Below are 18,301 nucleotides of genomic sequence, written 5' to 3'. Positions count from 1 at the left end.
GCGCCGCGCGGGCGCGCCCGATCACAAGCAAGTCCGGTGCCACGCGGCGCCGTACGCCCCCGAACGGGGCGGTGCCGACCCCGCTGGTAGAATTCGCGGCCTCGCCGGCCCGTGTCCGCTCCGCCGGCGGCCTCCCTTCTGACGCCACCTCGCGGCCCCTGCGGCCGCGTCGGAGCCTGCCGCATGTCCAGCACCGCCGAACTCAGCTCCCCGGCCTCGGCCGACACCGGCCTCACCCGCTCGGTCGTCGATCCCGACTATTCGCTCGACCACAAGTACAGCCGCGTCGAGGGCCGGATCTACCTGTCGGGCGTGCAGGCACTGGTGCGGCTGCCCCTGATGCAGCGCCTGCGCGACCAGGCGATGGGCCTGAACACGGGCGGCTTCGTCTCCGGCTATCGCGGCAGCCCGCTCGGCGGCTTCGACCTCGAGCTGTGGAAGGCGAAGAAGCACCTCGAATCGGCCGGCGTGAAATTCACCCCCGGCCTCAACGAGGATCTCGGCGCGACCATGGTCTGGGGCACGCAGCAGACCGGCCTGTTCCCCGGCGCGACCGTCGAGGGCGTGTTCGGCATGTGGTACGGCAAGGGCCCGGGCGTGGACCGCTGCGGCGACGTCTTCAAGCACGCCAACGCGGCGGGCACCTCGCGGCACGGCGGCGTGCTGGCCCTGGCGGCGGATGACCATGCGTGTCGCTCTTCGACCCTGCCGCACGGTTCCGAACACGAATTCGTCAGTGCGCTGATGCCGGTCCTGAACCCGGCCGGCGTGCAGGACATCCTCGACATGGGCCTGGTGGGCTGGGCGATGAGCCGCTACACGGGGCGCTGGGTGGGCTTCAAGACGATCGCCGAGACCGTCGAGTCGTCGGCGTCCGTCGACGCCAATCCGCTGGCGCTCAACATCGTCACGCCGGACGACTTCGAGATGCCGGCGGGCGGGCTCAACATCCGCTGGCCGGATCCGCCGCTCGAGCAGGAGATGCGCCTGCACCAGTACGCGGTCAAGGCCGCGCAGGCGTTCGCGCGCGCGAACCGGCTCGACCGCATCGTCATCGATTCGCCGGATGCGCGCCTGGGCATCATCACCACGGGCAAGTCCTACCTCGACGTGCTGACGGCGCTGGAATACCTCGGTCTCGACGAGCGCGCCTGCCGCGACCTCGGCATCCGCGTCTACAAGGTCGGCATGACCTGGCCGCTCGAGCCCGTCGGGCTGCGTGCGTTCGCGCGCGGGCTGTCTGACGTGCTCGTGGTCGAGGAGAAGCTGTCCTTCATCGAGAGCCAGATGAAGGAGCAGATGTTCAACTGGGCCGAACGCCCGTCGGTGGTCGGCAAGTACGACGAGAGCGGCGAGTGGATCCTGCCGTCGACATCCGAGCTCACGCCCGCGCGCATCGCGAAGGTGATCGCGCGCCGCATCCAGCGCTTCCACGACTCCTCGCACATCCGCGACGTGCTGGCGTGGATGGAACAGAAGGAGTCCGAGCTCGCGCTGCCGCGCGCCGCATTCCCGCGCGTGCCGCATTACTGCTCGGGCTGCCCGCACAACACGTCGACGGTCGTGCCCGACGGTTCGCGTGCGCTGGCGGGCATCGGCTGCCATTACATGGTCACGTGGATGGACCGGAACACCGACACCTTCACGCACATGGGCGGCGAAGGCGTGACGTGGGCCGGGCAGGCCGCGTTCACCGAGACCCCGCACGTCTTCCAGAACCTCGGCGACGGCACGTACTTCCACAGCGGTTCGCTGGCGATCCGCCAGTCGATCGCCGCGGGCGTCAACATCACCTACAAGATCCTCTACAACGACGCGGTCGCGATGACGGGCGGACAGCCGGTCGACGGCACGCTGTCGGTGCCGCAGATCGCGCACCAGGTGCGCAGCGAGGGCGTGCAGACGATCGTGCTGCTGTCCGACGACATCGAGAAGTGGAGCGACGCGTCCATCTTCCCCGCGGGCGTCGAATTCCTCGACCGCCGCGAGCTCGACGCCGCGCAGCGTCGCCTGCGCGAGGTGAAGGGCGTCAGCGTGCTGATCTTCGACCAGACGTGCGCGACCGAGAAGCGTCGTCGCCGCAAGCGCGGGAAGATGGTCGATCCGCAGAAGCGCGTGGTCGTGAATTCGCTGGTCTGCGAAGGCTGCGGCGACTGCGGCAAGAAGTCGTTCTGCGTCTCCGTGCTGCCGAAGGAGACCGAGTTCGGCCGCAAGCGCGACATCGACCAGAGCAACTGCAACAAGGATTTCAGCTGCACCGAAGGCTTCTGCCCGAGCTTCGTGACGGTGGAAGGCGGCAAGCTGCGCAAGCAGAAGCCCTCCAGCGCGAAGGATCGCCTCGCGGACCTGCCGATGCCGCAGTTGCCGGCGCTGGACCGTCCCTGGAACATCCTGATCACCGGCGTCGGCGGCACCGGCGTCGTCACCATCGGTGCGCTGCTCGGCATGGCCGGCCACCTCGAAGGCCGCGGCGCGAGCGTGCTCGACCAGACCGGCCTCGCGCAGAAGGGCGGCGCGGTCACCACGCACATCCGCATCGCCAACGCGCCGGCCGACATCCATGCCGTGCGCATCGCCGCGGGCGAGGCCGACCTCGTACTGGGCTGCGACATGGTCGTGGTCAACGACTACTGGGCGCTGTCGAAGATCCGCGCGGGCCGCAGCAACGTCGTGCTCAACAGCTACGAGGCGATGCCGGGCACGTTCACCACGCGGCCGGACATGCAGTTCCCGGCCGACGGCATCGTGGAAGCCGTGCGCCGTGCGCTCGATGGCGCGGAACCCTTTGTCGTCGATGCCACGCAGCTCGCGACCGCGCTGCTCGGCGACGCGATCGCGACCAACCTGTTCATGCTCGGCTATGCCTGGCAGCGCGGGCTGGTGCCCGTCTCGTTCGAGGCACTGATGCGCGCGGTGGAGCTCAATGGCGCGGCGGTCGACATGAACAAGACCGCGTTCGCCTGGGGCCGCTTCGCCGCGATCGACCCGACCGCGGTCGCCGAGGCCGCGGGCCTCGCGCCGAAGACGGCGCCGTCGACCGCGAAGCTCGAGCTGCCGATGCTCGCGCCGGGCGAATGGGAAGGCCACGAGGCCGGCGGCCCCGCCGCGCCGCGCGCGCTGGCGAACCAAGACGACCTGCGCCACGTGCCCTCGCACGACGCGCTCGACAACGTCGCCTTCCTGCCGCTCGACGATGCGCGCCTGTCGCGTTCGCTCGACGAGGTCATCGCGCGTCGCGTGAAGTTCCTCACCGACTACCAGAACGCGGCCTACGCGAAGCGCTACGCGGGCTTCGTCGCGAAGGTGCGCGAGGCCGAGGAGACGAAGGCACCCGGCAGCACCGACCTCACCGAGGCCGTGGCCCGCTACGCCTTCAAGCTGATGGCCTACAAGGACGAGTACGAGGTCGCCCGCCTCTACACGAGTGGCGAGTTCAAGCGCCGCCTCGACCAGCAGTTCGAGGGCGACTACACGCTGAGGTTCCACCTCGCGCCGCCGCTGCTCGCAAAGAAGGATGCACAGGGCCGGCTGGTGAAGAAGCAGTACGGCCCGTGGGTGTTCACTGCGTTCAAGCTGGTGGCGAAGCTGAAGTTCCTGCGCGGCACGGCGCTTGACGTCTTCGGCAAGACCCACGAGCGTCGCATGGAGCGCCAGCTGATCGAGGACTACGTCCGCACGGTCGACGGCCTCCTCGCGAAGCTCGATGCCGGCAACGTCGACCTCGCCGCGCAGATCGCCAGCGTGCCGGAACACATCCGCGGCTACGGGCACGTCAAGGACGAGCACGTCGCCCAGGCGAAGGCGCGCGAGGCCGAACTGCTGCGCGACTGGGACAACCCGCTGCGACTGGTGCGGGTCGCCTGATCGACGCGAAGCCCCGCTCCGGCGGGGCTTCGTCGTTTGCGGCATCCTCCGGTCGCGGTGCAACCCCACGGCCCCGGGTCGTGCGTTGGAGCCTTCGACACCGCCACCCGGGGACTTCCATGCGCCGACTGCACCTCGCCTTCGCCCTTCCGCTCGCCCTCGCCGTACTGCCCGCGCTCGCCGCGGGCGACACGCTCACCCCGTTCCGCAGCGAGGCGCAGTTCGCCCGCACGCTCGATGCCTGGCATGCGCAGAAGGTGCGCGAGATGGAACGCCAACAGCGGCGCATGGCGACGATGAAGTCGTCGATGCCGCCGATGCCGCCTCCCGCACCGGTGGCGCTCAGCGCCCCCGCGTCGCAGGAGCTCAACAGCGTCCAGGTCACCGGCTCGCGCATCGCGGCCGCCGATACGGAGACGATCACCAACGTCCAGACCCAGGGCGTCGACGAGGGCGACATCGTCAAGCGCCAGGGCGATTACCTGATCGTGCTGCGCCGGGGCCGGCTGTTCACCGTGCGCGTGGGCGGTGATCGGCTCGAGCCGGTGTCGGCGGTGGACGCCTTCGCGCCCGACGCGGACCCGTCGGGCACGTGGTACGACGAGATGCTGGTCAGCGACGGCACCGTGGCGATCATCGGCTACAGCTATTCGCGCGGCGGTACCGAAGTGGGCCTGTTCGACCTCGACGCGCGCGGCGGCCTGAAGTATCGCGCCACCTACCAGCTGCGCAGCAACGACTATTACTCCGCCCGCAACTATGCGAGCCGGCTGGTCGGCCACAAGCTCGTGTTCTACACGCCGATGGCGTTGAACCCGTGGTCGCCGTGGCGCGACCGGCTGCCGGCGTACCGGCGCTGGGCGGGTGCGACGCCGGCCTCGTTCGAACGCATGCTGCCGGCGTCGCGCATCTACCGCGGGCTCGACGAACTCGACGACGACGTCGCGCTGCACACGGTGTCGGTCTGCGACCTCGATCGCCCGCGCATGGCCTGCGAGTCGACCGCCGTGCTCGGTGGCAGCGGCGAGGTCTTCTACGTCGCCGAGGACGCCGTCTATGTCTGGACCACGGGCGGCCGCAACGCACGCGGCACGCCGACCGCGAGCATCTTCCGGATGCCGCTCGACGGCGGCGCGCCATCGATGCTGCGCGCCTGGGGCGGCCCGGTCGACCAGATGGGCTTCCTGCAGAAGGACGGCTGGCTCAACGTGCTGGTCGCGCGCACCGCGAACGGCGACGGCATGTGGTCCTCGCGCCAGGCCGGCGAAGACATGGCGCTGCTGCGCGTGCCGCTGTCGGACTTCGGCGACATCGAGGCGCGTGCACCGAAGTCGCGCTACCGCCTGCTGCCCGGCACCTCGGGCTGGAACCTGCACCAGCGTTTCATCGGCGACTGGCTGGTCTACGGCGACCACGACGGCAGCCGCCAGCAGGTGCACGCGCTGCGCTATGCCGCGCCGGCGCCGGTGCAGACGTTCCCGTTGCCGCATTCGCTCGAGCGCATCGATGCGATGGGCGGTGACGGCGTGCTGGTCGGCGGCGACGGCAGCGACCTCGTGTTCACCGGCCTGCGCCTGCGCGGCACGCATGCGGCGCTCGCGGGCGCCTATCGTCGCAAGGATGCACAGCAGGGCGACGACCGCACGCACGGCTTCTTCTATCGCCCGACCGGCGAGGACGAGGGCCTGCTCGGCCTGCCGATCGTGCGCGGCGGCGATCATCCCGGCGCCTCGGTGCTGTACCTGCGCAACCGCGCGCTCGCGCTGTCGCCGCTGGGCACGCTCGACTCGCGCGTGGGCGAGGTGGACGACGCCTGCCGGGCGAGTTGCGTCGACTGGTACGGCAATGCCCGCCCCATCTTCCTCGGCGACCGTGTCTTCGCGCTGATGGGCTACGAGCTGGTGGAAGGCCGGCTCGAGGCCGGCGCGATCCACGAGCGCCGCCGCGCCAATTTCGCCGCGCCGCAGTCGATAACCGTCCGCTAACGCGACGCGGCCGACGGGCGGGGCGCAGCGCCCGTCGGCATCGCCTATAAGGGCTCCGGCGCCCCGCGCCGGAGCCACACGATGGTCTTCAACTCGCTGACGTTCGCGGTGTTCTTCGCACTGGTGCTGGCGATGCATTCGCTGCCACTGGGCTGGACCACGCGCAAGTTCAACCTGCTGCTCGCCAGCTACCTGTTCTACGCGGCATGGAACCCGCCGTTCATCCTGCTGCTGTGGCTGTCGACCGTCGTCGACTGGTACGCGGCGCAGGGGCTGGTGCGCGCGCAGCGGCCCGCCGCCCGCAAGGCCTGGATGCTGCTGTCGGTGGTGGTGAACCTCGGCATGCTCGCCTGGTTCAAGTACGGCGGCTTCATGCTCGACAACTTCGCCGCGCTGATGCATTCGCTGGGCGTGGCCTACCAGGCGCCCAAGCCGGACATCGTGCTGCCGGTCGGCATCTCGTTCTACACGTTCGCCACGCTGTCCTACACGCTCGACATCTACCTGCGGCGCGCGCTGCCGGCGCGCAACTTCCTCGACTATGCGCTGTTCGTGACGTTCTTTCCGCACCTCGTCGCCGGCCCGATCATGCGGCCCACCGAACTGGTGCCGCAGTTCGAGCAGCCACGCCGCGCGACCGGAGATGCGATCCGCTTCGGCCTCGCGCTGATGACCCTCGGGCTCTTCATGAAGGTGGTGCTGGCCGACGGTTTCCTCGCCGGCCCGGCCGAAGGCGTCTTCGACGCGAAGACCGCTCCCGGGGCACTCGATGCCTGGATGGGCACGCTCGCCTTCAGCGGGCAGATCTTCTGCGACTTCGCCGGCTACTCGACCACCGCGATCGGCGCGGCGATGTGCCTGGGCTTCGCCATGCCGGACAACTTCCGCTTCCCGTACGCGGCGGTGGGCTTCTCCGACTTCTGGCGTCGCTGGCACATCACGCTGTCGGCGTGGCTGCGCGACTACCTCTACATCCCGCTGGGGGGCAACCGCCACGGCCCGGCGCGCACGTACATCGCGCTGATGCTGACGATGCTGCTCGGCGGGCTCTGGCACGGCGCCAGCTGGACGTTCGTCGCCTGGGGCGGCCTGCACGGCGCCTACCTCGCCGCCGAGCGCCTGCTCCGGTCGCGGTTCGGCCACTGGCGGCCGGGGCCGCTCGCCTTCTTCGCGCTGGGCCTGCTGACGTACGCACTGGTCAACGTCACCTGGGTGTTCTTCCGGGCGAAGACGTTCGAGGGCGCGTTCACCGTGCTGCGCGGCATGGCCGGCGCGACGCCGCATCCGCTGCCGCTGCTGTCGGCGGTCGAGGTCGTCGCCGTCGCGCTGATCATGGCGTCAGTGGTGGCCGTGCACTGGCGCATGCGCGACACCACGCTCGAGGCCGTCGTCGCGCGCATGCCCGCGCCCGCGATCGCCCTCGGGTGGGCGGCGATGGCGTTCGCGATCGTGATCGAGCAGGGAGAAGGCAATGCCTTCATCTATTTCCAGTTTTGAGGCCGTGCCGGAGGTGCATCGCGCGACCGCGGCCGATCGCCCGGGCGAAGCGCAGCCGGTGCCGGTGCGGCCGATCCCGGCGCAGCCGTGGCGCGGCATCGGCGTGGCGGCCCTGGTGCTGCTCGTCGTGGCACTTGCCGCCTGGGAATGGCGCATGCGGCAGATCGGGCTGGCGGCCGGCGACTACGCGATCGATCCGTCGGGCTGGTCGGAGGCGCGACGCCGCATCGATACCGGCAACGTGCCGGTCGCGATCGTCGGCGACTCGCGCATCCTCTTCGACACCGACCTCGACCGTTTCGAACGCCTGACCGGCGTGCGGCCGCTGCAGCTCGCGCTTCCGGGCACCAACGCGCGGCCGTTCCTGCAGGACGTGGCGGCCGATCCGCACTTCCACGGCCTGCTGATCGTCGGGCTCGCGGACATGTCGTATTTCCGCGAAGGCGATGGCGGCCCCGCGCTGCAGCGCTACCGACACGAGATGCCGTCGCAACGCACGGGCTACCGGCTGTCGCGCCTGCTCGAACGGCACTTCGCCTTCATCGATCCGGCCTACCGGCTGAGTGCGCTGGTGTACACCGCCGACCGCGGCCAGCGCCGCGGTGCCGCATCGCGCTACTACATGCCGTGGAAGCTGCTGCGCGTCGACGAGCGCGGGCAGGCCTCGCTGTGGACGAAGATCCAGACCGACCCGCGACTGCGCGCGCAGGCCCGGCAGGGCTGGATGGACATGCCCGGGCGGCCGCCGCGTCCGCCGGTCCCGCCGAAGCTGATCGAGTCGACGCTGGCGGCGACGCAGGCGGCGGTCGCGCGCATCCGCGCACGCGGGGGCGAGGTCGTCTTCGTGCGGCCGCCGTCGGCCGGCCTGCTGCGCGAACGCGAGGCGCGGCGCATTCCACGCGCGAAAGGCTGGGATGCGCTGCTCGCGCGCTCGAACGCGAAGGGCATCCACTTCGAGGACCATGCCGAACTGCAGGGCCTGGACCTGCCGGAGTGGTCGCACCTGTCGCAGCGCTGCGCGGTCGTCTTCACCGACGCCTACGTGCGCCTGCTCGCCGAGGCGACGCCCCGCGTCCGCCTTCGCGCGGACGCGCCGCCGCCGTTGTCGCCGCGGGACTGCACGGCGGGTGTCGCGACGTCAGCAGCGTCCCTCTCGGCGCGCTGACGCAGGGCGCCGACATCCCGGGCCGCGATCCCGCGCGAACGGGATCGCGGCCGCCCTCCCGTTACTTGCCGGCGAGGGCCTGCGACGCGCCGGCACCGCCGCGATCGGCGATAGCCGTGTCGGCCGGCGTGCCGGGCTCGCGGCCGGTCCACGGATCGACCGGCACGCGGTCGCCCGGGCGCAGCACCGCCTCGCCATGCGTGGTCTCGTCGGCGACGACCACCATGCCGCCGCGCTCGGTCACCTGGAACAGCTGCTCGGCGAAGGCCTTAGGAAGGCGCACGCAGCCGTGCGAGGCCGGATAGCCCGGGATATGGCCGGCGTGCAGGGCGATGCCGTCCCAGGTCAGCCGCTGCATGAAGGGCATCGGCGCGTTGTTGTACTTGTTCGAGTGGTGGACCTTCTGCTTCTCGAGGATCTCGTACACGCCCGGCGGCGTGTCGTGGCCGGTCTTGCCGCTGCTGATGCTCGAGCGCCCGATGCGCACGCCGCCGCGGTACACGTGCGCGGTCTGCTCGGGCAGGCTCACCACCACGACGACGGGCCCGGCGGTCGAACGCTCCGGGGTCCATTCGTAGGTGCCGGGTGCGAGGTCGCCGGCCACCATCACGGTGTCCGACGGCGTCGACGGCTCGTCCGCCGCGAAGACAGGCGTGGCGAGAAGACCGAACAGCAGCACGCCGATGGCGCGGGCGGTCGCGGTGCGCGGCCGGGAAAACAGCGGGGTCGTCGAGGTCGTGTCCATGGGTTGGACGCTAGCGATCGCCGCATCAGCACCGATTTGACCAAGCCCACTTCGGGCTAAACGAAACGGGCGCCGTGCCCGCTGAACAGGCGGTCGCCGTGACCGGACGTGCAGGTCGCCGCACGCCGGATGAACGAGGCCGCGTGCGGCGCGGCTTTTCGCGGCCTCGACGACGCCGTGGTTCACTCGCTCCACCCATCGATGAGGAGCAGTGCGATGACGCAGTGGCCCGGCTGGTCCGACCAGAACACCCTCGTGCTGCCCCTCGAGGACGTCCCGCCGTCGTCGCCGCTCGAGCATGGGGGCCAGCGTCTGGAGCCGAAGGGCGAGCTGCACGTGACGCTGGTGGGCGCCGCGCTCGGCGAGGAACTGCGGCGCGCGCTCGGCGACCGGCTCGACGAGGCCACGCGCCCGGCGTTCGAAGCGCTCGACTGGTCGTACGTCCGCAGTGGCGAGCGCCTGCTCATCGAAAAGCCCGGTACCACCGACGACGGCGGACGCGGCACGGTGGCGAGCGTGGTCGAGCTCGTCGACCTGCCGGCGCTCGACTTCTTCTACCGCTGGCTGGGCGAACTGCTCGGCCGCCAGCTACCGGTCCCGCCGGCGCACGTGACGCTCTATACGCGCAACAAGGCGAAGGGCATCGCGATCCCGACGGCGCGGCAACTCCGCGCCTGGTCACGCGGACCCGTGCCCGGCACGGCCTGATCCGCCGTCTCACGCGGGCGCCGGACTCATAGGCTGCGACGCCCCTGCGGCCCAATCCCCGCCTTCATCACGACGGAGGCGGGCGATGTCCACGGGGCGCGATCTGGTGCGGCAGGCCGACGGCGGCATCGACCTCGAGGACGACGGCGCCGCCGCCGCGATCGCGCAGCGACCGCGCGCACTGAGGAAAGGCGACGGCGCCGGGCTGACGCAGGCGCTCGCGCGGCGCTACGGCGACCGCATCACCGGCCACTTCACGATCCCCGGTCGCGAGGGCGCGTACGCCGAGCTGCCGGCCGACCTGCCGGCCGCGCTGGCCGAGGCGCTGAAGTCACGCGGCATCGAGCGCCTGTATTCGCACCAGGCCGAGGCGTGGGCGGCCGCGCGTCGCGGCGAGCATGTCATCGTCGTCACGCCGACCGCGTCCGGCAAGTCGCTCTGCTACACGCTGCCGGTGGTGACCGCGGCGATGGAGCGCGGCGCGAAGGCGCTGTACCTGTTCCCGACGAAGGCGCTGGCGCAGGACCAGGTCGCCGAGCTGCTCGAACTCTCGCGCGCCGGCGACCTCGGCCTGAAGGCCTTCACCTTCGACGGCGACACGCCGGGCGATGCACGGCAGGCGATCCGCCTGCACGGCGACATCGTGGTGAGCAATCCCGACATGCTGCACCAGGGCATCCTGCCGCATCACACCAAGTGGGCGCAGTTCTTCGAGAACCTGCAGTACGTGGTGATCGACGAGGTGCATACCTATCGCGGGGTTTTCGGCTCTCACGTCACCAACGTGCTGCGCCGGCTCAAGCGCATCTGCGCGTTCTATGGCTCCAACCCCCAGTTCATCCTGTGCAGCGCGACGATCGGCAACCCGCAGCAGCACGCCGAGGCGCTGATCGAGCACGGCGTCACCGCGATCACCGAGTCGGGCGCGCCGACCGGCGACAAGCACGTGCTGCTGTGGAACCCGCCGGTGGTGAACCCCGACCTCGGCCTGCGCGCAAGTGCCCGCTCGCAGAGCAACCGCATCGCGCGGCTCGCGATCAAGGCCGGGCTCAAGACGCTGGTCTTCGCGCAGACGCGGCTCATGGTCGAGGTGCTGACGAAGTACCTCAAGGACGTGTTCGACCACGATCCACGAAAAGCCCCGCGCATCCGGGCCTACCGCGGCGGGTATCTGCCGACCGAGCGGCGCGAGGTCGAGCGCTCGATGCGCGCCGGCAACATCGACGGCATCGTCAGCACGTCCGCGCTGGAGCTCGGCGTGGACATCGGCGCGCTCGACGTCGTGGTGCTCAACGGCTATCCGGGCAGCGTCGCCGGCACCTGGCAGCGCTTCGGCCGCGCCGGCCGCCGTCAGCAGCCCTCGCTCGGCGTGCTGGTGGCGAACTCGCAGCCGCTCGACCAGTACGTCGTGCGCCATCCCGAGTTCTTCATCGATGCCACGCCCGAGCACGCGCGCATCGCGCCGGACCAGCCGCTGATCCTGTTCGACCACATCCGCTGCGCCGCGTTCGAGCTGCCGTTCGTGACGGGCGAGAACTTCGGCCCGATCGAGCCCGAGCTGTACCTGGAGGCGCTCGCCGAAACCGAGGTCGTGCACCGCGAGGGCGACCGCTGGGAGTGGATCGCCGACAGCTATCCGGCGAACGCGGTGAGCCTGCGCAGCGTGGCCGACGGCAACTTCGTCGTGGTCGACCGCACCGACGGGCGCCAGCAGATCATCGCGGAGGTCGACTATTCCGCCGCCGCGCTGACACTGTACGAAGGCGCGATCCACATGGTGCAGTCCACGCCGTACCAGGTGGAGCGGCTCGACTGGGACGGCCGCAAGGCCTACGTGACCCGCACGTTCGTCGACTACTACACCGACTCGATCGACTACACCAAGCTCAAGGTGCTCGCCGAGTTCGACCGCGCACCGGCCGGCGACGGCGATGCCCGCCACGGCGAAGTGCATGTCGTGCGCCGTGTCGCCGGCTACAAGAAGATCCGCTACTACACGCACGAGAACATCGGCTACGGTCCGGTGAACCTGCCGGACCAGGAACTGCACACCACCGCCGCGTGGTGGCAGATCCCGCAGCCGCAGCTGCTCGCCTGGTTCGCGTCGCGGCAGGATGCGCTCGACGGCTTCCTCGGCGCCGGTTATGCCCTGCACGTCGTGGCGACGCTCGCGGTGATGGCCGACGCGCGCGACCTGCAGAAGGCGATCGGCAACGGCGACGGCGCGTGGTTCGCCACCGCCGACGCCAACGGTCGCGGCCAGGTGCGCGGCGGCGAAGGCCAGGAACTCGCGCCGTTCGAACTGCAGCAGTTCGTGCCGACGATCTACCTCTACGACAACTTTCCCGGCGGCGTCGGGCTCTCCGAACCGCTGTGGACGCGGCAGGCCGAGCTCGTGCAGCGCGCGACCGAACTCGTCGAACGCTGCGACTGCCGCGCGGGCTGCCCGGCCTGCGTCGGCCCGGTGCTCGCCGCGGATGAGATGGCGGTCGCCGAAGGCGATCGCCTCGAGGGCGGCACGTCGCCGAAGGCCCTCGCGCGCCGGGTGCTGTCGCTGCTGTCCAAGGCCTCCGATGCGCAGCGGCCGGTCGACGCGCCGCGCGCACTGGAGCGCGGCGCATGAGCCTCACCCTCGATCGCCTGCGAGCGCTCAAGCGGCAGGCCGGCGCGACCGATGCGCCGGCACCGCAGGCCTCGTCGGTGCCGTCATCGCTGCGCGAACCTGCGGTCGCCCCGCCGGTCGCGCCCTGGGAGAAGGTGCTCGCCGCGGACGCCGCATCGCCGGGGCCGTCGGTCGTCGCGTCCGCGCCGCCGCCCTCGCTGCGCCGCCTGCTGGGCCTGCGCGACCGCGCCGCCGCACCGCGTCCACGCGCGCGCAGCGTCGATCGCACGTTGCCGGGCGTGGAGATCGACGATGGCCTGTGGCTGCTCGAATCGCAGGTCGCGCACGCGACGCCCGACGTGCCGCTGCCGCTCGCCTTCGCGCGTCGGGAGGGCCATGTGCAGGCCGACGACGTGCTGTTCTTCGACACGGAGACGACCGGTCTCGCCGGCGGCACCGGCACGCGTGCCTTCATGATCGGCGCCGCCGACTGGCACGACGGCGCCCTGCGCGTGCGCCAGCTCTACATCGCGACGATGGCGGCCGAGCGCGCGATGCTGCGCACGTTCGCCGGATGGCTCGCGCCGTCCACCGTGCTCGCGAGCTACAACGGCCGCAGCTACGACGCGCCGCTGCTGCGCACGCGATACCGCCTCGCGCGCCTCAAGGATCCGCTGCACGGTCTCGACCATCTCGACCTGCTGCATCCGTCGCGCCGTCGCTGGCGCGGCCGCTGGGAGAACTGCCGGCTCGCGACGATCGAACGCGAGGCGTTGCGCATCCTGCGCGAGGACGACCTGCCGGGTTCGCAGGCACCCGCCGCGTGGTTGTCGTACCTGCGCGGCGGCGCATCGACCGACCTGTGCCGCGTGGCCGAGCACAACCGGCAGGACGTGGCGACGCTCGCACGGCTGCTGGAGCGGCTGTGCGATCTATCGTCGGATTTCCCTGAACAGGCTGAAGGGCCTTGACATCTCGACCACACCGTGGAACGCAGCCTGAAGCTCCACGACGTTGTCGGGTGCATCGCATGCCACTCCAAGGTTCCGTCCGCGAAGGTGATTGGCCCCGTCTCGTCCTGCCCGTGATGGTGCTGGTCGCGTCAGTCGCCGCATGCAGCGCGATGCGTCCGGCCGATGCGGTCACGACCACCGTCTGCCATCCGGGCAATGCCGATGCCCTGGTCGGCCGCGCCGCGAGCGCGGCGATCGTCGAACAGGCGCGTCAGGCGAGCGGCAGCACGACGGTGCGCCTGGTGATGCCGAACGAGACCGCGCAGGAGTCCTCGCGCGTCGACCGCCTCAATCTCTACCTCGACGGCGGCGCGCTGATCACGCGGACCACCTGCGGCTGAACCGGCGGTCGCCACGTTGACGCGGTGCTGCGCGCGAACGGGCAGGCTGGCGCCTCCGATCGTTTCGCGCGAGGCTGCATGAACCGCCCTGTCCGCATCGCCACCCTGCTCGCGAGCGCGACGCTCGACGTCGCGCTCGCCGCCTGTGCCACTCCGTCCGGCGCCCCGCCCATGAGCGATCCGCATCCGCCCGCCGCCGCGCAGCAGTGCCGCCCCGAAGCGGCGCAGTCGCTCGTGGGCCAGCCGGCCACGCCGCAGAACGTCGAGACCGCGCGCATGCGCGCAGGCGCCGAGGTCGCGCGTGTGCTCAAACCCGGCCAGATGGTGACGATGGAATTCCGCGACGGCCGTCTGAACGTCTACGTCGACGCCGCCAACCTCATCACGCGCATCGCCTGCGGCTGATCCAGCGCCGCCACGGTCACCCGGCGGCGCGCATCGCCGGCCGCGGGGTCGGCGTCGCTTGGGTGCGCCGCGCCGCGAACGCACTCATCGTCGCCTGCAGCTCGGACGCCACGCGGTCGAGCGAGGCCGAGGCCGCGGCGACCTGCTCGACGAGCGCGGCATTGTGTTGCGTCGCTTCCTCGAGGCTGCCCACGGTGTCGTTGATCTGGCCCATGCCGATGCCCTGCTCGCGCGTGGCATGGCTGATCGATTCGATGAGCTCGGTGCTCTGCGCCACCGCGGCGAGGATCGCCTTCATGGCCTGCTCGGCCACGCGCGCACGCTCGCCGCCCTGGGCGACGGCATCGCCGGACGTCGACAGCATCGTCTTGATGTCCTTCGACGAGGCGACGCAGCGCTGCGCGAGTGCGCGGACCTCCGAGGCCACGACCGCGAAGCCGCGCCCGGCGTCGCCCGCGCGCGCGGCTTCGACCGCGGCGTTGAGCGCGAGGATGTTGGTCTGGAATGCGATCGCGTCGATCACGCCGAGCACGTCCATCATGCGGCGGCTGGAATCGCGGATGTGCTGCATCGACTCGCCCACGCGGTCGACCGCCGCCTGCCCCGCTCGCGCCGCGGTCGCCACGGTGCCGGCGAGCTCCTGCGCGGTTTGCGCGTTCTGCGCGGTGCTCAGCACGGTCGCGCCGATCTGCTCCATCGTCGCCGCGGTCTCCTCCAGCGCGGCGGCCTGCTGCTCGGTGCGCGAAGCGAGGTCGTCATTGCCCATCGCGATCTCGCGTGCGCCGGCGGTGATCGATTGCGAGAACGTCTCCACGCGCGTCACCAGCACCTTGAGCTCGTTGGCGAGCTGCACCTGGGCAGTGACGTCGGTGGTGTACTTCACCACCTTGTAGGGCCTGCCGGTGCCGTCGAGGATCGGGTTGTAGCTCGCCTGCAGCCACAGCGCGCGGCCGTCCTTCGTGCGGCGTTCGTACTGGCCGCTGTCGGCCTCGCCCCGCCCGAGCCGTTCCCAGAACGCGCGGTAGGCGGCCGAGGCGTGCTCGGCCTGAGGGACGAACAGCGCATGGTTGTGGCCCACGATCTCCTCGCGCGCATAGCCCACCGCCTGCAGGAAGTTCGCGTTGGCATCGAGGATCGTGCCGTCGAGGTCGAACTCGATCACGGCCTGCACCTGGTGGATCGCGCGCAGCTGGCTCTCGAAGTCCGCGTTGCGATTGCGCTGCGCGGTGATGTCCGTCGCGTACTTCACGACCTTCAGCGGTCGCCCGTCCTCGCCCAGGATCGGGTTGTAGCTGGCCTCGATCCAGACGTCGCGGGCGCCCTTGCCCCTGCGCAGGAACTGCCCGGCACGGAACTCGCCGGCATTGAGCGCCCGCCAGAAATCCGCGTATTCGGTCGACGTGCGCGTCGCGGCGTCGACGAACATCGAATGGGGGCGCCCGACGACCTCGTGCTCCGCATAGCCCAGCGCCGCCAGGAAGTTCGCGTTGGCGCGCAGGATCGTGCCGTCGAGCGCGAACTCGACGACGGCCATCGCACGGTCGATCGCATCGATCTGGCCGGCCACGTCGAGCTCGCGCTGCTTGCGCGCGGTGATGTCGGTGGCGAACTTCACCACGCGCACCGGCCGCCCCGCGGTGTCGAACACCGGGTTGTAGGTGGCCTGCAACCAGACCTCGCGGCCGTCGGGCCGCACGCGCCGGAACTGCCCCGACATGAACTCGCCCCGCGCCAGCGCCAGCCAGAAGTCGCGGTACTCCGGCCCCCTCGCCACCTCGTCGCCGACGAACATCCGGTGGTGGCGGCCGCGCACGTCCTCGATGCGGCAGCCGAACACGTCGAGGAAATTCGCGTTGGCGTCGAGGACCCGGCCTTCGAGGTCGAACTCGATCACCGCCTGCGAGCGCTCGAGCGCCGCGAGCCGTCCTTCGAGGTGGGCATCGTGCCGACGCAGCCGCAGATGGGTAAGCAAGCTGCGGGAACGTTCGGCGGTCGACATGGCAAGCGATCTCGTGATGCGCCCCGTGATGACCGGGGCTGTCGTTCGGTAACGGCCGCGCCGCGAGCGGCTGCAGCGCGTCGCCTGAACCGCTGTGTTTCACGAGTGCCCGCCGTGCTGAAGGCCGCGGCGTCGCTGCCGATAACCGCGGGAGAGCCGCCGACGCCCCTGTCCGCACCGGCGCCCGCACGGAGTACGCCATGCTCGTCCCCGCTTTCCCCGACAACGAGTGTGCGCGACTGCGGGTGCTCGAGCGCATGGACCTGTCCGGCGCGCAGCGCGACGAGCGGTGCCAGCGCTACGCGCGGCTCGCCCGCACGATCATGGACACGCCGATGGCCGCGGTGACGATCGTCGGCCCCGACGAGCAGTGGTTCCGCGGCTGCGAGGGCCTGCCGGTCGACCGTACGTCGCGCGCCGTGTCCTTCTGCGGCCACGCGATCCTCGCCGACGCCCCGTTCGTGGTGCACGACGCGCTCGCCGACGGGCGCTTCGCCGACAACCCGCTGGTCACCGGCGAGCCCGGCATCCGCTTCTACATGGGCCATCCCATCGTGCTGCCCGACGGCATCGCGGTGGGCACGCTCTGCGCGATCGACCGCGTGCCGCGCGAACCGACCCCGGCGCAGCTGCAGGCGATGCACGACCTCGCGGACTGCCTGCGCAGCGAACTCACCACACTGCTCTCGGTGGCCGACATGAACGACGTCGCCAAGCAGCTCTTCCGGATGCTGCCGGAACGCGCGAACGCCTGACGACGCGTCGACGCCGCCTCAGGGCGCGGCGTGCGCCGTCGCACCGACGCCGGGCGAACGCCGCCGGTGCGCGGACGCGACGACCCCGCGCTTTTTCGCCCGCGAGGCGACACGGGGCGTCGACGTCGTCGCACGGCCCCGCGCCACGCGACGGCGCTCCTCGCGCAGGAACGCCAATGCGATGCGTTCCCAGCCGCGCACGCGGTCTTCCGGGGCGCGCAGCCGGCCCGCGCGCCAGCCGTCCAGCACGGCCGGATCGATGTAGGCGCGGCGACAGACCGCCGGGGTGTTGCCGAGCAGGTCGGCGACCTCCGCGATGACCTGCTTTTCGATCGAGGCGACTTCGCGGTCGCTCGCGTCGTCCGGCGGTGGGATCGCGGCGAAGCGTTCGACGGCCGCGAGCGTGCCGCCCCAGGTGCGGAAGTCCTTCGCGGTGAACGCCTCGCCCATCGCCTCGCGCAGGTAGTCGTTGACCTGTGCCGAGCCGACCGGCTGCGAGGCGCCGTCGTCGTCGACGTACTGGAACAGCGCCTGCCCCGGCAGCTGCTGGCAGCGCTTCACCAGCTTCACCAGCTGCGCGTCGTCGAGCACGATCTCGTGCTCGAGCCCGGACTTGCCGCGGAACGCGAACTTCGCGCGGCCGCCGCGCAGGAAGCCGACGTGGCGGTTGCGCAGCGTGGTCAGGCCGAACGAGCGGTTGCTGCGCGCATAGCAGTCGTTGCCGACGCGGATCAGCGTGCGCGCCATCACCGAGACGACGATGGCGAGCACCTTCTCGCGCGGAAAGCCCGGCAGGCGCAAGTCGCGGCCCAGCCGGCGCCGCAGCTTGGGCAGCGCTTCGCCGAAGGCGACGATGCGTTCGAACTTGCCGTCGCCGCGCACTGCCGCCCAGTCGGGGTGGTAGCGGTACTGCTTGCGGCCTTTCGCGTCGCGACCGGTGGCCTGCAGGTGGCCGTTCGTGTCCGGGCAGATCCAGACGTCAGTCCAGGCCGGCGGAATGGCGAGGCCGCGGATGCGCGCGAGGGTCGCTTCGTCGTCGACGCCGCGGCCCTGCGCGTCGACATAGGCGAAGCCCGCGCCCGCCTTGCGTCGGCGCAGGCCGGGCTCGACGTCGCCGACGTAGACGAGGCCGGCCTGGCGCGCGGCGAGCGCGCCCTCGGCGGAAGGCGGTGCGGAGAGAGTCATGTCGGCCGAGCATCGGCATGCCGTCGTCAACGGCATG

Annotated in this window: 11 protein-coding genes and 2 pseudogenes; 10 read left to right on the top strand and 3 right to left on the bottom strand. The window is 71.0% G+C overall.

Translation table 11 applies throughout. From position 1 onward, the window contains the following. Positions 1-183: 183 nt before the first annotated feature. From ACY35P_RS04625 to ACY35P_RS04610, 4 genes are all read left to right on the top strand, one after another. The gene (locus ACY35P_RS04625; RefSeq protein ID WP_462114663.1) at positions 184-3,864 is read left to right on the top strand and encodes an indolepyruvate ferredoxin oxidoreductase family protein; all 3,681 of its coding nucleotides are present in this window, start codon (positions 184-186) and stop codon (positions 3,862-3,864) included. Between the two features lie 119 nt (positions 3,865-3,983). Beyond that, entirely contained in the window at positions 3,984-5,849 is a 1,866-nt protein-coding gene (locus ACY35P_RS04620; RefSeq protein WP_462114662.1) for a beta-propeller domain-containing protein, read from the top strand. Between the two features lie 81 nt (positions 5,850-5,930). Beyond that, positions 5,931-7,346, top strand: coding sequence for an MBOAT family O-acyltransferase (locus tag ACY35P_RS04615; protein WP_462114661.1), 1,416 nt, complete (start codon positions 5,931-5,933; stop codon positions 7,344-7,346). Next, positions 7,321-8,511: a hypothetical protein gene (locus tag ACY35P_RS04610; RefSeq protein WP_462114660.1), complete on the top strand. Its 1,191-nt coding sequence runs from the start codon at positions 7,321-7,323 to the stop codon at positions 8,509-8,511. The genes ACY35P_RS04615 and ACY35P_RS04610 overlap by 26 nt, the downstream gene beginning before the upstream one ends. Positions 8,512-8,572: 61 nt before the next feature. On the opposite strand, the gene ACY35P_RS04605 is transcribed toward ACY35P_RS04610, so the two are convergent. Continuing rightward, positions 8,573-9,256: a L,D-transpeptidase family protein gene (locus ACY35P_RS04605; protein ID WP_462114659.1), complete on the bottom strand. Its 684-nt coding sequence runs from the start codon at positions 9,254-9,256 to the stop codon at positions 8,573-8,575. A gap of 216 nt (positions 9,257-9,472) precedes the next feature. Here ACY35P_RS04605 and ACY35P_RS04600 point away from each other — a divergent pair, with 216 nt between their 5' ends. From ACY35P_RS04600 to ACY35P_RS04580, 5 genes and pseudogenes are all read left to right on the top strand, one after another. After that, the gene (locus ACY35P_RS04600) at positions 9,473-9,964 is read left to right on the top strand and encodes a hypothetical protein (RefSeq protein ID WP_462114658.1); all 492 of its coding nucleotides are present in this window, start codon (positions 9,473-9,475) and stop codon (positions 9,962-9,964) included. Between the two features lie 193 nt (positions 9,965-10,157). Further along, positions 10,158-12,587 (top strand): annotated as a pseudogene (locus ACY35P_RS04595) (DEAD/DEAH box helicase); the annotation flags it as partial. Continuing rightward, positions 12,584-13,537: a ribonuclease H-like domain-containing protein gene (locus ACY35P_RS04590; protein ID WP_462114657.1), complete on the top strand. Its 954-nt coding sequence runs from the start codon at positions 12,584-12,586 to the stop codon at positions 13,535-13,537. The pseudogene ACY35P_RS04595 and the gene ACY35P_RS04590, both read left to right, overlap by 4 nt. A 59-nt stretch (positions 13,538-13,596) precedes the next feature. Beyond that, positions 13,597-13,920, top strand: coding sequence for an I78 family peptidase inhibitor (locus ACY35P_RS04585; protein ID WP_462114656.1), 324 nt, complete (start codon positions 13,597-13,599; stop codon positions 13,918-13,920). A 78-nt stretch (positions 13,921-13,998) separates the two neighbouring features. Further along, complete coding sequence (locus ACY35P_RS04580; RefSeq protein ID WP_462114655.1) at positions 13,999-14,325, top strand: I78 family peptidase inhibitor; 327 nt, start codon at positions 13,999-14,001, stop codon at positions 14,323-14,325. A gap of 190 nt (positions 14,326-14,515) precedes the next feature. Here the strand turns inward: ACY35P_RS04580 and ACY35P_RS04575 are convergent. Beyond that, positions 14,516-16,324 (bottom strand): annotated as a pseudogene (locus ACY35P_RS04575) (PAS domain S-box protein); the annotation flags it as partial. 200 nt (positions 16,325-16,524) lie between these two features. On the opposite strand from ACY35P_RS04575, the gene ACY35P_RS04570 reads away from it, so the two are divergent. Beyond that, a complete protein-coding gene (locus ACY35P_RS04570) occupies positions 16,525-17,079 on the top strand; it encodes a GAF domain-containing protein (protein ID WP_462114654.1) in 555 nt (184 codons plus the stop codon). An 18-nt stretch (positions 17,080-17,097) separates the two neighbouring features. Here the strand turns inward: ACY35P_RS04570 and ACY35P_RS04565 are convergent, their stop codons facing one another. Continuing rightward, positions 17,098-18,300, bottom strand: coding sequence for a DNA topoisomerase IB (locus ACY35P_RS04565; protein WP_462114653.1), 1,203 nt, complete (start codon positions 18,298-18,300; stop codon positions 17,098-17,100). Position 18,301 lies beyond the last annotated feature (1 nt).

It is taken from the genome of Lysobacter xanthus, assembly GCF_047159895.1.
The sequence above is the reverse complement of the archived record's forward strand: the minus strand, read 5'-3'. Positions and strand labels throughout refer to the sequence as shown.

Coding starts and splice junctions, on each gene's coding strand:
- ACY35P_RS04585 (WP_462114656.1), top strand. CDS start 13,597: ATGCCACTCCAAGGTTCCGTCCGCGAAGGTGATTGGCCCCGTCTCGTC.
- ACY35P_RS04615 (WP_462114661.1), top strand. CDS start 5,931: ATGGTCTTCAACTCGCTGACGTTCGCGGTGTTCTTCGCACTGGTGCTG.
- ACY35P_RS04570 (WP_462114654.1), top strand. CDS start 16,525: ATGCTCGTCCCCGCTTTCCCCGACAACGAGTGTGCGCGACTGCGGGTG.
- ACY35P_RS04625 (WP_462114663.1), top strand. CDS start 184: ATGTCCAGCACCGCCGAACTCAGCTCCCCGGCCTCGGCCGACACCGGC.
- ACY35P_RS04620 (WP_462114662.1), top strand. CDS start 3,984: ATGCGCCGACTGCACCTCGCCTTCGCCCTTCCGCTCGCCCTCGCCGTA.
- ACY35P_RS04565 (WP_462114653.1), bottom strand. CDS start 18,300: ATGCCGTTGACGACGGCATGCCGATGCTCGGCCGACATGACTCTCTCC.
- ACY35P_RS04590 (WP_462114657.1), top strand. CDS start 12,584: ATGAGCCTCACCCTCGATCGCCTGCGAGCGCTCAAGCGGCAGGCCGGC.
- ACY35P_RS04610 (WP_462114660.1), top strand. CDS start 7,321: ATGCCTTCATCTATTTCCAGTTTTGAGGCCGTGCCGGAGGTGCATCGC.
- ACY35P_RS04580 (WP_462114655.1), top strand. CDS start 13,999: ATGAACCGCCCTGTCCGCATCGCCACCCTGCTCGCGAGCGCGACGCTC.
- ACY35P_RS04605 (WP_462114659.1), bottom strand. CDS start 9,256: ATGGACACGACCTCGACGACCCCGCTGTTTTCCCGGCCGCGCACCGCG.
- ACY35P_RS04600 (WP_462114658.1), top strand. CDS start 9,473: ATGACGCAGTGGCCCGGCTGGTCCGACCAGAACACCCTCGTGCTGCCC.